General features: G+C 45.0%; 12 protein-coding genes, 1 tRNA gene and 2 rRNA genes (1 of these 15 only partly in view). 2 read left to right on the top strand and 13 right to left on the bottom strand.

Annotation, left to right across the window (positions count from 1 at the left end; translation table 11 throughout):
• Positions 1-27 precede the first annotated feature (27 nt).
• The gene (locus ACXHJ2_RS23415; protein WP_014599353.1) at positions 28-2304 is read right to left on the bottom strand and encodes a PAS domain S-box protein; all 2277 of its coding nucleotides are present in this window, start codon (positions 2302-2304) and stop codon (positions 28-30) included.
• 328 nt (positions 2305-2632) lie between these two features.
• Between ACXHJ2_RS23415 and tadA the strand changes: the two genes are divergently transcribed.
• Both tadA and ACXHJ2_RS23425 read left to right on the top strand, forming a co-directional pair.
• Positions 2633-3130, top strand: a complete 498-nt coding sequence (tadA, locus tag ACXHJ2_RS23420) for a tRNA adenosine(34) deaminase TadA (RefSeq protein WP_165084154.1) — start codon at positions 2633-2635, stop codon at positions 3128-3130.
• A gap of 60 nt (positions 3131-3190) precedes the next feature.
• On the top strand, positions 3191-3748 hold the full coding sequence (locus tag ACXHJ2_RS23425; RefSeq protein ID WP_165084155.1) for a GNAT family N-acetyltransferase: 558 nt from the start codon (positions 3191-3193) through the stop codon (positions 3746-3748).
• Between the two features lie 123 nt (positions 3749-3871).
• Here ACXHJ2_RS23425 and ACXHJ2_RS23430 read toward each other — a convergent pair whose 3' ends face one another.
• The 12 genes from ACXHJ2_RS23430 to ACXHJ2_RS23485 form a co-directional block, all read right to left on the bottom strand.
• Positions 3872-4948, bottom strand: coding sequence for a hypothetical protein (locus ACXHJ2_RS23430; protein WP_014599350.1), 1077 nt, complete (start codon positions 4946-4948; stop codon positions 3872-3874).
• A 195-nt stretch (positions 4949-5143) separates the two neighbouring features.
• Positions 5144-5299, bottom strand: coding sequence for a small acid-soluble spore protein P (locus ACXHJ2_RS23435; RefSeq protein WP_014599349.1), 156 nt, complete (start codon positions 5297-5299; stop codon positions 5144-5146).
• Positions 5300-5371: 72 nt separating this feature from the next.
• Positions 5372-5542 carry a hypothetical protein gene (locus tag ACXHJ2_RS23440; protein WP_013368727.1) on the bottom strand — a complete coding sequence of 57 codons (171 nt, stop codon included), beginning with the start codon at positions 5540-5542 and terminating at the stop codon, positions 5372-5374.
• 27 nt (positions 5543-5569) lie between these two features.
• Positions 5570-5911 carry a hypothetical protein gene (locus tag ACXHJ2_RS23445; RefSeq protein WP_013368726.1) on the bottom strand — a complete coding sequence of 114 codons (342 nt, stop codon included), beginning with the start codon at positions 5909-5911 and terminating at the stop codon, positions 5570-5572.
• A gap of 145 nt (positions 5912-6056) precedes the next feature.
• A tRNA-Ser gene (locus tag ACXHJ2_RS23450) sits at positions 6057-6145 on the bottom strand.
• A gap of 93 nt (positions 6146-6238) precedes the next feature.
• A complete protein-coding gene (serS, locus tag ACXHJ2_RS23455; protein ID WP_058712451.1) occupies positions 6239-7519 on the bottom strand; it encodes a serine--tRNA ligase in 1281 nt (426 codons plus the stop codon).
• Between the two features lie 36 nt (positions 7520-7555).
• Positions 7556-8122, bottom strand: a complete 567-nt coding sequence (gene pdxT, locus ACXHJ2_RS23460; protein WP_013368724.1) for a pyridoxal 5'-phosphate synthase glutaminase subunit PdxT — start codon at positions 8120-8122, stop codon at positions 7556-7558.
• Between the two features lie 16 nt (positions 8123-8138).
• Positions 8139-9020, bottom strand: a complete 882-nt coding sequence (gene pdxS, locus ACXHJ2_RS23465; protein WP_013368723.1) for a pyridoxal 5'-phosphate synthase lyase subunit PdxS — start codon at positions 9018-9020, stop codon at positions 8139-8141.
• Between the two features lie 131 nt (positions 9021-9151).
• Positions 9152-10540, bottom strand: a complete 1389-nt coding sequence (locus ACXHJ2_RS23470; protein WP_040102436.1) for a D-alanyl-D-alanine carboxypeptidase family protein — start codon at positions 10538-10540, stop codon at positions 9152-9154.
• A 327-nt stretch (positions 10541-10867) separates the two neighbouring features.
• Positions 10868-12325 (bottom strand): IMP dehydrogenase, encoded by a 1458-nt coding sequence (gene guaB, locus ACXHJ2_RS23475; RefSeq protein WP_013368721.1) that lies wholly within the window; start codon positions 12323-12325, stop codon positions 10868-10870.
• 343 nt (positions 12326-12668) lie between these two features.
• Positions 12669-12785, bottom strand: a 5S ribosomal RNA gene (gene rrf / locus ACXHJ2_RS23480).
• A gap of 76 nt (positions 12786-12861) precedes the next feature.
• A 23S ribosomal RNA gene (locus ACXHJ2_RS23485) occupies positions 12862-13627 on the bottom strand; it runs 2163 nt beyond the window's last position.

Here is a 13627-nt window from a genome sequence, read left to right on the forward strand (position 1 = left end):
AACACGCTTCCTCCTGCCCCCAGCTCGTTACTCAGGCTTGGCAATCGGAAGCTGCACGAGGGCGGTTGTTCCCTCTCCCTCTGTGCTTTCAATATCCAGTGTGCCTTTATGGCTCTGTATAATACGCTGGCTGACCATAAGCCCTAGTCCTGTACCTGTTTCTTTGTTTGTGACAAAAGGTTCTCCCAGCTTGGATAGCATTTCTGCGGGAATACCTGTTCCCTGGTCCCGTATGAAGATTTTAACGCTTTCTCCCTCTAAGAACAAATGAATTGTGATGATGCCACCTTTACTCATAGCCTCCATGCTATTTTTAAGTAAATTAATGAATACCTGTTTTAACTGATTTTCTTCAGCATATACCAAGGCAGGCTCGTCCGTGACCTGAAGGTTGAATACAATACCCAACAGATGCGCCTGGCTATCCAGTAAAGAAATAACATCACTCACAATATAACGAACATCTTTTTTCTGAAAATGCACTGCCTGTGGCTTCGCCAGTATTAAAAACTCACTAACGATCAAATTAATGCGGTCCAGCTCAGACATCATAATATCGTTGTGTTTCATATTCAACACTTGATTTTGCTGCTGTAGTTGTAGGAAGCCACGTAGCGTGGTTAATGGATTACGAATCTCATGCGCTACGCCTGCCGCCAGTTGCCCTACGGTTGTCAGCTTCTCTGATCTACGCAGCAGTTCTTCCATCCGGTTGCGCCCCGTAATATCACGCGAAACACAGATAAAGCCTAAGATTTCGCCTTGTTCATCCAGAATAGGGGACGTACTCATACTAATCTCTACTGTACTTCCATCCTTACGCATTCGTAGGGTCTCACTTGATACGATGCTTTCTCCCTGAAGCAGGCTCTCCTTCTGAAATTCATACTCCTCCTGTTGCTGCGGAGGTACAAACTCCAGCTTACGGCCAACCAATTCCTTCTTAGTCCATCCGTACAAAGCTTCGAAGGCATGGTTAACCCGAATAACACGATCCTCCTGATCGGTTACATGAATCGCATCTGCCGTCTGATTAATAACCGATTCTAGATGCTCCTTTACAGAACGGTTTTCTTCATACATCTGTTCAAGTCTTCTCGTATACATCCCCAGGTTGTAGGCCATCGCATTGATGCGCTCACCCAGCCGTGCAAGCTCATGGCCGCCCTTAATTTCTAGCCGTGTATCAAAATGGCCGTCAGCCATCTCGTTCACTTTTCCCAAAATCGACTGAATCGGACGGACAAATAGGCTGGCGAGCACATAGCTTCCAATGATCACAACCTCCAATAGAACAATGGAAATAGCAACTAAACTGATCAATTGCTTAGATATAACAGAAGCGATTGTATCATAATTCATGACAATACGAATGACATAGGCATCACGGTTTGTCGGATAAAAAGGTATGTAACTGACAAGCACTCGTTCGCCTTTAATATAGCAATCTTGTACGATACTCTCTCCCGAAAGGATCGCCCTGGACACGGCCAAACGATCCTCAGGCACTCTCGCTAGTTGATACGTGCCGAATTGGATCGGTTCGTTGTACATGTAATAGTGTTTTCGGTCGTTACCGTTCTTGTCCATCGTAGCGCCACCAAAGGTTGCAGGGTTGATTCCTGTTATCTCCAAAATGCGATAATCCACTTGCTGAGTCTGCTTCACAATCTCAGCTGGACTCAAGATAGGTATAAAATCCTGGACTGAAGTATCCTGGAAGGATACTCGAATTAAGTAGTTGCGTTTTTGGTCATAATAAAATCCCCATTTATTAATATGTGAGGAGGCTGAATCTGTGTAATCAAAAGAACTGGTCCAAAAATGATCCAGATTCTGGCCATGCGCCATGGCCACCTGTCCATGCTCATATAATTGGTCAACTGCATTTTTCCAATACCCCATTAATGGATCGGATGACGTTAGCTCTTTAGGATTCGAAGATTTGACAACCTTATACCCCTGTCCATCTCGGATCATCAAAGAAATATTAATATCCCTGTGGAGTGTAGCTATCTGTTGTAGCTGTTCCTGCTGGATATTTCGGATGTCGGGATCAAGCTGATTGGCAGCCAACGTAGCAGAGAGCCACAGATTATATCCGAGCTGCTTGTCAACAGCCTCCCAACTATGTCGGGTTTGTTCAATAGCTCCTCCGATGATTTTAGCCGTCAGAACCATTTTGGTTTCACTGTCACTTCTTAGATTTTCGTGGGTCGTGTAGTAATTGAGTGCGATGTTTAACAATAGGATAAACAGGACCGACCCCGACAAAATGATCGTTATTCTGATTTTTATCGACACACTGATTTCTCACCTCTTGCCGTATGCTGGCGATTACTGGCAATTGCTAACTCAATGATACCGTAATAGTGCCTGGGATACCAGCATTTACATTTACCGGATATACATAAATACACATCCTGTGAACAATGTTGTCAATAGACGAGCATTTACCTACAATATATTAAGATAATCATCCACATATAGTCCACAAATACACAGATGTTATTATAAACTGTGGATAAACTTGTGGACAAGTATGGTGTTATCCACAATTTTATTCACATCATGTTAACAACGGAATACTTGTTCGTTGGATAATTCCGCGTTTGAAAGGAGCATTTTCCCAGTGACCATTATGGATCACGCCTATTGGATGAGAGAAGCCATTCAGGAAGCGTACAAGGCAGAAGCGTTGGGTGAAGTCCCCATCGGAGCTGTCATTGTAAAAGATAATGAAATCATCGGTCGCGGCTACAATTTGCGCGAGACCGACACCGACCCAACTGCACACGCAGAAATGGTTGCCATCCGGCAGGCCAGTGAGCATTTGGGAGCTTGGCGCCTGCTAGATTGCAGGCTGTATGTCACTTTGGAGCCGTGTCCGATGTGCGCTGGAGCCATTGTGCAATCACGCGTCCCCCATCTCATATACGGCACCACAGATCCCAAGGCGGGCTGCGCAGGCACGCTAATGAATTTATTGCAGGAGCCTCGGTTCAATCATTGTACAGAAGTAACCAGTGGTATACTTCAGGAGGAATGTGCCTCCATGCTAACAAACTTTTTTCGGCAGCTCCGGCAAAAAAGAGCGGCTGCCAAATTGTCTCCTCCTTCATCATCCTGAGGAGGAAATGTCTAAAGCTCTTCATCTCACTGCTAATTCTTCATGGAAGGAGATCACCCCATGCCTATGAGCTTGTATAATACGCCTCAAGGTATCTTTTTACGTCCCCTAAGCTTGGAGGATGGAGAAGCTCTTCTCGCCCTTAGGCTTCGAAATAGGGACTCTCATGCGCCCTATGAACCGCTGTATGAGGATTCATTTTTCACTTTAGGGAAACAGCAGGATTACATCCGTGAGAGATTGCGCCAAGCGGAAGAAGATCGAGGATACTTGTTTGGTATCTTTCTCCTAAAACAAGAACGGCTGATAGGTTATATCTCTATTTCCAATCTGGTGCGTGGAGTTGGACAATTCGCCGATGTCGGCTATATGATGGATCAACATGAGCAGGGAAAAGGGCATATGACGGCTGCCTTAAAATTGATCATACAGTATGCCTTCCGTGCCTTATCTCTACATCGCCTCCAAGCAGGCACCCTTCTCCATAATGATCGCTCACAACGCGTATTACAGAAGTGTGGCTTTCAGCCAGAAGGTATTGCTCGCAAGCTGGTACAGATTCAGGGCGAATGGCAGGATCATCAGATGTTCGGAATTCTAGCTGAGGATCACGTGTGACGAATTTCAATAACCGCACGGAGGATAACTTATTCATAAACAAAAAAACCGCCCGGCCTACGCCGAGCGGTCTTCTTACATCACATTCGAAGGAATGATGTTTGTAATCATGTTACCTCCTAATTAAGGAGATACAGTTTGCATTTTTTGTTGTAGCTGTTCAATAGTCAGGACTTGATCAGCTGTTGGAATACCCACTTTAAATGCTGCTTTTTCATTGATTTTGCTGTATTGCGAGTAGCCTGTTACAGACAATTTCACATTGTCTTTCGTAGAAGGATCATTCACTTCCACGTTCGCATTCAGATCTTGATACACAGGAACGTTATCCTTGTTCAGAGCAGTGTTAATGTCAAACTGTTTCACTGTCAAATAGTTCTTCAACTCATCCAGCTTTTTGCTGACTTCGCTGGTGTTGGATTGCAGTTCTTTCTTCGCTTCAGCCAGTTCTTCCTTCTTCACTTGAAGCATGCTAGCATATTCGTCTTTAGACATAATATCTAGGACCTTAGGAAGCGCCTTAGTAATAAATGTATTAGTCGCTTGCTTCACATTGTCGTTCGTGATTTTAAACTGAACCACTTGTTTAGCTTCAACGCCTTGTGGCAATTTAGCATCTTTAGGATCAATATCAAAGAAATACGTAGCTTGATCATACTCATTCATAATCGCAGCAATCACTTCGTTCGCAAATTTTTGCGATTTTTCCTGATCCATAGTTGCAGGGTTAAACTCTTGTCCTGATTGTTTAGCCAGTTCTTGTGGATCAATGAGTAGGAATTTACCTACAACATCCTGTGGAAGCGGGTAAAACGGAATATTAGGGATTTTAACGTACAATTTATCTTTAGTCATCACCATTGGAATCGTAAAGCTGGTAGAAAGATCACCTTTCAAATGAATGCCCAGCGTCATTTCAGATTGGAAGGGCTCTTTTTGGTATACACCATCCATTGTAATATCAGCATTTTTCAGCATGCTAGTTACCATTGCACTTTGCTCAGCTGGAACAGAAGCGGAGGTAATTGTCAGTTCCTTAACGGTAAATTGACTTTTGGATTCATAGGAATTCAGCTTCATAGCATTTGCTGTACCGGTCGTAACAGCTTCCTTCGGTTCTAACTTCTTGCTACAACCTACCAGCGCTACCGTCATAAGCAACACCATAGTGAGGACCAAGACGGATAACTTTTTACTCATTGTGTAGATTCTCTCCTCTCAAATTAACCCCTTTTTTTATGCTATAAAAAAATACACACCCTCTATTTTAACTCATATTCACAAACGGCGAAACACTTATTGGAAAATTTTCTTACAATAAGCACAAAGACACCCTGGCTCTTTAACCAGGGTGTACTATACTTTGTAATATTTTTAGGAGAAAAGTCTGACTGCTTATGAACCTTGTCTGTTGTGGTGATCGACGTGATTCCGCTGTTTCACCTTCTTGGAACCGGATAGGGGCTCTTGTTGATGACTACGCTCACGCTTTTCATTACTTCCGCCAGAATCCTGAGCCTCGGGAACAGGAACAGCTCTAGGCTTGCCCATTTACGCATCCTCCATTCTAAGTCTAAATTATTGGTACATCAACAAATCCGTTTATTACCATTTAAAATAGGACTATAGATGGGTCAGATCTTCCGTTTTATCGTGATTCAGTGAATCCTGATGACGACGATCATTACGATCCTGCTGCACTTGCTGTGCCTGATGACTATTTACTGGACGTTGCTCCAAATCATCGACAATGTTGGACAGGTTTTTATCAAGTCCATTTTTGGCCTTTGTCATGTAGCCTTCCTCCTCATTCCTTCATGACTACGAGTGCGTTAATGACTGTAATGTTTGAGCACATTGGTGAATGTGCCGAGTATAATCGGACACCAGCTGTTGAATGATATCTGTTCGTTCATCCACTGACCGCCCGTCACGCTCTACATCGACTAAGCTAACCTGTACTTCCCGGGAATCTACATACGTACACGCAAAATCAAAGGAGTACATTTGTCGGCCTTCTACCTCGATATGGATTCGTATAGCCCGGTTATCGGCTTCATCTGCCTGTACCTGTGTTTTATCCCCTGAATTCAAAAGAATCGGCAGTTGTTCCTGCCAGGCCTCTACCAGCTTTTGCTGATCTACTGTCATTTCTCGATTCATGCCAGCACCTCCACATCTGATAACGTGTGAAAAAAACAGGCTTTTTATACAACAAAAAAGCCATTCTTCACGATTCCTGATCATTAGCATATAGAACCTAATGTACCAGCTATCGTATTTGAATGGCTTGGTTTTATTTAGAATATGGCGGAGAGGATGGGATTCGAACCCATGTGAGCTTGCACTCTAACGGTTTTCAAGACCGCCCCGTTATGACCGCTTCGGTACCTCTCCAGGTGGTAAATGGATAAAGCTGCTTCCCTCTATCAAACAACTCAGGCGCAACAAAATTATTTTACCACAGAATTTTTAAGAATGCAAGGCTTACTATTTAGGAGTTATAACCTCAATGCCTCGCATGTATGAACGCAGCACTTCGGGAATCACAATGCTTCCATCCTCTTGCTGATAGTTCTCCAAAATAGCAGCTACAGTCCGCCCTACAGCCAACCCTGAACCGTTCAGTGTATGTACAAATTCAGGCTTTGCCTTCGCATCTGGACGAAACCGGATGTTTGCACGACGTGCCTGGAAGTCTTCTGTGTTGGAACAGGAAGAAATCTCACGGTACATGCCGCTCTCAGGCAACCATACTTCCAGATCGTACGTTTTGGCAGACGTAAAACCCATATCCCCTGTGCAAAGTGCCAGCACCCGATATGGAAGTCCGAGCAGCTGCAAAACACGCTCAGCGTTATTCGTCATTTTTTCTAATTCTTCATAAGAGGTATCCGGGTGGACCAGCTTAAGCATTTCCACCTTATTGAACTGATGCTGACGAATCAAGCCACGTGTATCACGTCCTGCAGATCCTGCCTCTGAGCGAAAGCAAGAGCTGTATGCCACATAATATTTAGGAAGCTGATCTGCATTCATAATCTCTTCACGGTGGTAGTTCGTTACCGGAACTTCGGCCGTAGGAATGAGATAATACTCAGTATCACGCAATTTAAACAAATCTTCTTCAAACTTTGGAAGCTGACCCGTTCCGTACAGACTGTCCCGATTTACAATGTATGGAGGTAGCATTTCTTCATAACCATGCTCACTACTGTGCAGATCCATCATAAAGTTAATTAGCGCACGTTCCAAACGCGCTCCCAGTCCCTTATAGAACGTAAAACGAGAACCCGTCACCTTAGCTGCAGCCTCAAAATCAAGAATATCTAGATCCTGAGCCAACTCCCAATGTGCTTTGGGTGTAAAAGAAAACTCGCGTGGCTCTGACCAGCGACGAATTTCCACATTGTCCTCTTCCGAAGCGCCTACAGGCACAGTCTCATTGGGGATATTAGGAATCGACATCACCAGTTCGTCGATCTGAACTTCCAGTTCACGCACTTGCTCATCCAATTCTTTAATACGATCGGAGACTTGGCGCATTTCAGCAATAAGATCATCCGCATTTTCCTTATTCTTCTTCAACTTGGCTACTTCACCAGATACGACATTCCGACGATTTTTGAGTCCTTCACTTTCCTGAAGCAACTCACGACGGCTTACATCCAGATCTGTAAAACCATTAATCAGATCCAGAGATTTACCTCTGTTCTGTAAAGCTTTTTCAACCCGACCAAGCTCATTACGCAAAATCTTTATATCTAACACAGGTGATCCCTCCTACACTACAAACCTGACTTTCCGCTATCCGCGGACCATATCCACAAAATACTGATGTAACCGGAAATCGTCTGTTAATTCCGGATGGAAGGATGAAGCCAGCAAATGACCCTGACGGGCTGCCACAATCTCGCCGTTATACTCAGACAGCACATCTACTCCCATTCCGACAGATTGTATTAAAGGCGCGCGTATAAACACCGCACGAACCGGCTCCTCAATCCCTTTAATGTTCAAGTCTGTTTCAAAGCTTTCTCGTTGGCGACCAAAAGCATTACGCGATACTGTAATATCCATTAGTCCCAAATGTGCTTCTTCCTGTCCTTGAATCGTTTTGGCCAATACAATCAATCCCGCGCAAGTGCCAAATACAGGCTTGCCTTGATTGGAAAATTGACGTATAGCCTCTATAAAATCATACTTGCGCATTAGCTTGCCGATAGTGGTGCTCTCACCACCGGGAATGATAAGACCGGACAGCTCATCGAGCTGTTCGATCTTCTTCACTGCTATACCTTCAGCACCTGCACGTTCAACGCTTCGTATATGCTCAGCCACAGCGCCTTGCAGCGACAATACTCCTATTTTCATGCCGGCCCCTTCTTTCTTACCAACCACGATCCTGCATGCGCTCATGCGATGCCAGTTTGGAAATTTCAATGCCTTTCATAGGAGTTCCCAAATTCTTGGACACTTCTGCAATTAGCTTGTAATCCGTGTAATGAGTGGTCGCTTCCACAATTGCCCGTGCAAATTTCTCAGGGCTGTCCGACTTGAAGATACCAGAGCCTACAAAGACACCATCAGCGCCTAAATGCATCATCAACGCAGCATCCGCAGGTGTTGCTACACCGCCTGCTGCAAAGTTGACCACTGGTAGCTTACCAAGCTCATGCACTTCCAACAGCAGTTCATAAGCAACTCCGAGGTTTTTCGCTTCTGCATACAGCTCGTCCTTCGACAGGTTTTGCACCTTGCGAATTTGACCATTAATAAACCGCATGTGACGAACAGCCTCAACAATATTTCCAGTTCCCGGCTCACCCTTTGTACGGATCATAGATGCGCCTTCACCGATACGACGCAATGCTTCCCCTAGATCCTTGGCTCCACAAACAAATGGAACGGTGAACTCCCGCTTATCGATATGGAACACCTCATCTGCAGGTGTCAATACTTCACTCTCATCGAGATAGTCAACACCGAGAGATTCGAGTACCTTTGCCTCAACAAAGTGACCAATACGAGCCTTAGCCATAACAGGAATAGAAACAACCTTCATAACCTCTTCCACAATCGTAGGGTCAGCCATACGAGCAACCCCACCAGCTGCACGGATATCCGAAGGCACTCGTTCAAGAGCCATTACGGCTGTAGCGCCTGCTGCCTCTGCAATTTTAGCCTGTTCAGCGTTCATGACATCCATGATTACGCCACCTTTTTGCATCTCTGCCATACCTCTTTTTACACGCGAAGTTCCCGTTTCCATGTCGTTGCCTCCTGTAAGGGTTACGTTTAGATTCTAACTTAAGATTTTACCGTACGAACGCCAAATACACAATCATTTCAAGTTACAAAATAAGTAATGCAGGACACGTTAGGTCGATTAGCATTTCATCTTTAGAAGAGATTCTTAATTCCCTGGAACAAATCGCCGAAGAAATCACCAATTGCCCGGAAAAGCATTCGGAACCAGCCGCCCTCTTCTACTGCCGTGGTTGTAACCAAATCAACAGTTTTCGTCTGGCCTTTATCCACGCCATCCGTTTTGTATGTGTACGTAATCGTACCGACTTTAGCCCCTTGTTTCAAAGGTGCCACGAGAGAGCTTGCTGGTGTTATGTTCGTTGTAAAGGTTACCTTAGGATTGCTTGCACCCTTAGGCACGATAAAACTTACTGCATCTTTTGTGACAATCGGCACTTCTGTTTCCGTACCTTTGGTTACAGGCACATTCTCAACGCCCTTAACCACCGTCTTTGGAGCAACAACCTGCTTCACTTCAAAGTTATCAAAGCCATAGTTCAGCACTTTAGCCGTCTCTGTAAAACGATGAGGCTCTGAATCTGCTCCCATAACTACACTAATGAGACGCATTCCATTACGCTCAGCCGTACCTGTAAAACAGTTTCCAGCATTGCTCGTATGGCCCGTTTTCATACCGTCCAAGCCAGGATAAGCAAATTTTCTAAAGTTAGTAATATTTTTGTTTGCTTCTAGCATCCAATTATAGTTAATAATTGGCGCTTTATCAGTCGGTCGAAATTTGTACGATTGAATTGTGGTAAACCGTGTATAATCTGGATGATCCTTAATGATGTAACTGGCCAGAGTAGCTGCGTCTCTCGCTGTCATCACAGTTTCCCGGTCTGTATCCGGTTGAAACCCTGTAGGCATATCCTTACGATCCAAGCCAGTCGAGTTAATAAAATACGTATTTTTCATACCCATTTTCTGAGCAGTTTCATTCATTAGTTTTACAAAATCCTGCTCGGTTCCAGATACGCGTTCAGCAAGAGCTACTGTGGCATCATTGGCAGAACCTACTGCCATGGCAATATAAAGCTCTTCTACCGTATGTTGATCCCCTTGAGCCAAAAAAATACGTGATCCGATACTCTTAGAAGCATTCTCGTTAACCGTAACCTTATCCGTCCACTTAAGTTTTCCTTGCTTAACCTGCTCCGCTACGAGGTACTCTGTCATCATTTTGGTCATACTGGCTGGCGGAAGCGGCTCATCTGGATTCATAGAGAGCAAAACCTGCCCAGTGGAAGGCTCAATCAAAATGGCCGAACGAAGTGCCAGACTAGGGGGGTTAATGGAACCTGTTCCCGTGATATTCGTTGCCTCTGTTGCCGCTCCAGCAGCAAAAGTAGCCACGCTTGAATCGAAATTGCCTACAACAGGCAAGGCCGACATATACATCATATTAAGCACCATGACTGCAGTCACACTCTTTTTAATCATGCTGCGTTTATTATTCTTTTTAAAATTGTTCGCTTTCAAATGAATACAAACTCCTCTCGTACCTTAACCCGATCCGCTATGTATAACGAGACGGTGGTTACAGCCTTTACTTGGCCAAAGAATTAATGTTTTAGTGTTATACAATTTAATGTCATTTCGTTTCCTAAGATATAGCTTGTCATGAGCATTCTACTGCTCGAATCTTCTTAACTGGTAGGAATCATCCAAAATACCTATGCGTCCTAATTCATCAATAACCTCATGAGAAGGCGGACACTTGTCTATTCTATCACAGGGGTATCTCTAAAAAAAGACAGGCAGAGCGAAATGCGCTCTGCCTGTCGTCAAGTCAAATACAGCTGAATTTTATAGAGAGTAGTTTGGCGCTTCTTTCGTAATCTGCACATCATGCGGATGGCTTTCGCGCAGACCTGCACCTGTAATACGGATAAAGCTTGTATCGTTACGAAGCTCTTCAATATTAGCAGTACCACAATATCCCATACCGGAGCGAAGACCGCCCAACAGCTGGTGAACAGTGTCGGAAAGTGGTCCTTTATAAGCAACGCGTCCCTCAATGCCTTCCGGTACCAATTTCTTGTCGTCATCTTGGAAATAACGATCTTTACTACCTTGCTTCATCGCAGCCATAGAGCCCATACCACGATATACTTTGAAGCGACGTCCTTGATAAATTTCCGATTCGCCTGGGCTCTCTTCCGTACCTGCAAAAAGACTTCCCAGCATTACTGCAGAAGCCCCTGCCGCAATGGCCTTTGTAATTTCACCGGAGTATTTAATCCCTCCATCTGCAATAATCGGAATATTATATTCACGTGCTACTGTTGCACAATCATAAATAGCTGTTATTTGCGGAACACCAATCCCTGCAATTACGCGTGTTGTACAGATAGAGCCTGGGCCAATACCAACCTTAACGACCGATGCTCCTGCTTCAATCAATTCGCGCGTTCCGTCACCCGTAGCTACATTACCTGCTACAATCGTCAGATCAGGATAAGTTTTACGCAACTCGCGGACTGCTTCAATAATGTTAATATGATGGCCATGAGCGGAATCCACAACAATCAAATCCACACCAGCTTTTACAAGTGCTTCAGTCCGTTCAAACGTATCCTTGGAAATGCCGACAGCCGCACCGACCAGAAGACGCCCTTGTGCATCCTTCGCTGCGTTCGGAAACTGAATAGCTTTCTCAATATCTTTGATGGTGATCAGACCTTTGAGGTAGTTCCCTTCATCGACCAGAGGAAGCTTTTCAATTTTATGCTTTTGCAAAATGACTTCCGCTTCCTGTAAAGTCGTGCCTACTGGTGCAGTTACCAATTCTTCCTTTGTCATGACTTCACTAATTTTAAGATCAAAATTGTGAATAAAGCGAAGATCACGGTTAGTAATAATACCCACCAGTTTGTTCTCTTCGTTTACAACAGGCACACCGGAAATACGGTATTTACCCATAACAGCCTCAGCATCGGACACCAAATGATCCGGAGTCAATGAGAATGGGTTGGTGATAACACCGCTCTCTGAGCGTTTAACCCGATCTACCTCTACCGCTTGCTGCTCAATCGACATATTTTTATGAATAACACCGATACCGCCCTCACGAGCCATTGCAATTGCCAACACTGCCTCAGTAACAGTATCCATACCAGCACTCATCAAAGGAATATTCAGCTTCACGTTATCACTCAAACGAGTCGCTACGCTTACTTCTTTGGGCAGTACCACCGACTTACGAGGTACCAACAAAACATCGTCAAAGGTAAGGCCTTCCTTACCGAATTTATCTTCCCACACCAAGATGATCCTCCTTCAAAATGTTTAGTCTGTATTGGTCTTGTTGTCTGTCCGACATGGACAAATCAAGGCTCTCTGAAAATATATTATTGCAATCTTAGCAAAGCGGTATAGGGGTGTCAAGCCTTCATCAACAGCCCTAACCCGTAGTATTCCCCTGTACAAACAACTGTACTCCTACGAAGGACAACCATTATAAACAAACGGATTTAAGGATAACTATCTACTTACAAAAGTATATTTTACTTTGAGTAAGCAACAGAGAAGTAAGAATATAAGTAATTTCAGCTACATGCAAAAAAGGACCATGATCTCAATAAGATCATGGTCCTTTTTACTTGTTGCTTGGCAACGTCCTACTCTCCCAGGACCCTGCGGTCCAAGTACCATCGGCGCTGGAGGGCTTAACGGTCGTGTTCGGGATGGGTACGTGTGGAACCCCTCCGCTATCGCCACCAAACATGAATTTGCCTCGCAAATTCTAACTTCAAGGTTACACCCTGAAAACTGGATCCGAAACTTATTGCGTCTTATCTTAGGATAAGCCCTCGACCGATTAGTATTGGTCAGCTCCATGCATTACTGCACTTCCACCCCCAACCTATCTACCTCGTCGTCTTCAAGGGGTCTTACATACTGGGAAATCTCATCTTGAGGGGGGCTTCACGCTTAGATGCTTTCAGCGCTTATCCCTTCCGTACATAGCTACCCAGCGGTGCTCCTGGCGGAACAACTGGTACACCAGCGGTACGTCCATCCCGGTCCTCTCGTACTAAGGACAGCTCCTCTCAAATTTCCTACGCCCACGACAGATAGGGACCGAACTGTCTCACGACGTTCTGAACCCAGCTCGCGTACCGCTTTAATGGGCGAACAGCCCAACCCTTGGGACCTACTTCAGCCCCAGGATGCGATGAGCCGACATCGAGGTGCCAAACCTCCCCGTCGATGTGGACTCTTGGGGGAGATAAGCCTGTTATCCCCAGGGTAGCTTTTATCCGTTGAGCGATGGCCCTTCCATGCGGTACCACCGGATCACTAAGCCCGACTTTCGTCCCTGCTCGACTTGTAGGTCTCGCAGTCAAGCTCCCTTCTGCCTTTGCACTCTTCGAATGATTTCCAACCATTCTGAGGGAACCTTGGGGCGCCTCCGTTACTCTTTAGGAGGCGACCGCCCCAGTCAAACTGCCCACCTGACACTGTCCTCGCACCGGATCACGGTACCAAGTTAGAACCTAGATACGATCAGGGTGGTATCCCAAGGATGCCTCCCTTCAAGCTGGCGCTCAAAGTTCTACGGCT

The organism is Paenibacillus sp. ALE3, from assembly GCF_054113405.1.

Coding starts and splice junctions, on each gene's coding strand:
- ACXHJ2_RS23445 (WP_013368726.1), bottom strand. CDS start 5,911: ATGAATCGAGAAATGACAGTAGATCAGCAAAAGCTGGTAGAGGCCTGG.
- ACXHJ2_RS23435 (WP_014599349.1), bottom strand. CDS start 5,299: ATGGGCAAGCCTAGAGCTGTTCCTGTTCCCGAGGCTCAGGATTCTGGC.
- pdxS (WP_013368723.1), bottom strand. CDS start 9,020: ATGGAAACGGGAACTTCGCGTGTAAAAAGAGGTATGGCAGAGATGCAA.
- ACXHJ2_RS23425 (WP_165084155.1), top strand. CDS start 3,191: ATGCCTATGAGCTTGTATAATACGCCTCAAGGTATCTTTTTACGTCCC.
- pdxT (WP_013368724.1), bottom strand. CDS start 8,122: ATGAAAATAGGAGTATTGTCGCTGCAAGGCGCTGTGGCTGAGCATATA.
- ACXHJ2_RS23430 (WP_014599350.1), bottom strand. CDS start 4,948: ATGAGTAAAAAGTTATCCGTCTTGGTCCTCACTATGGTGTTGCTTATG.
- ACXHJ2_RS23440 (WP_013368727.1), bottom strand. CDS start 5,542: ATGACAAAGGCCAAAAATGGACTTGATAAAAACCTGTCCAACATTGTC.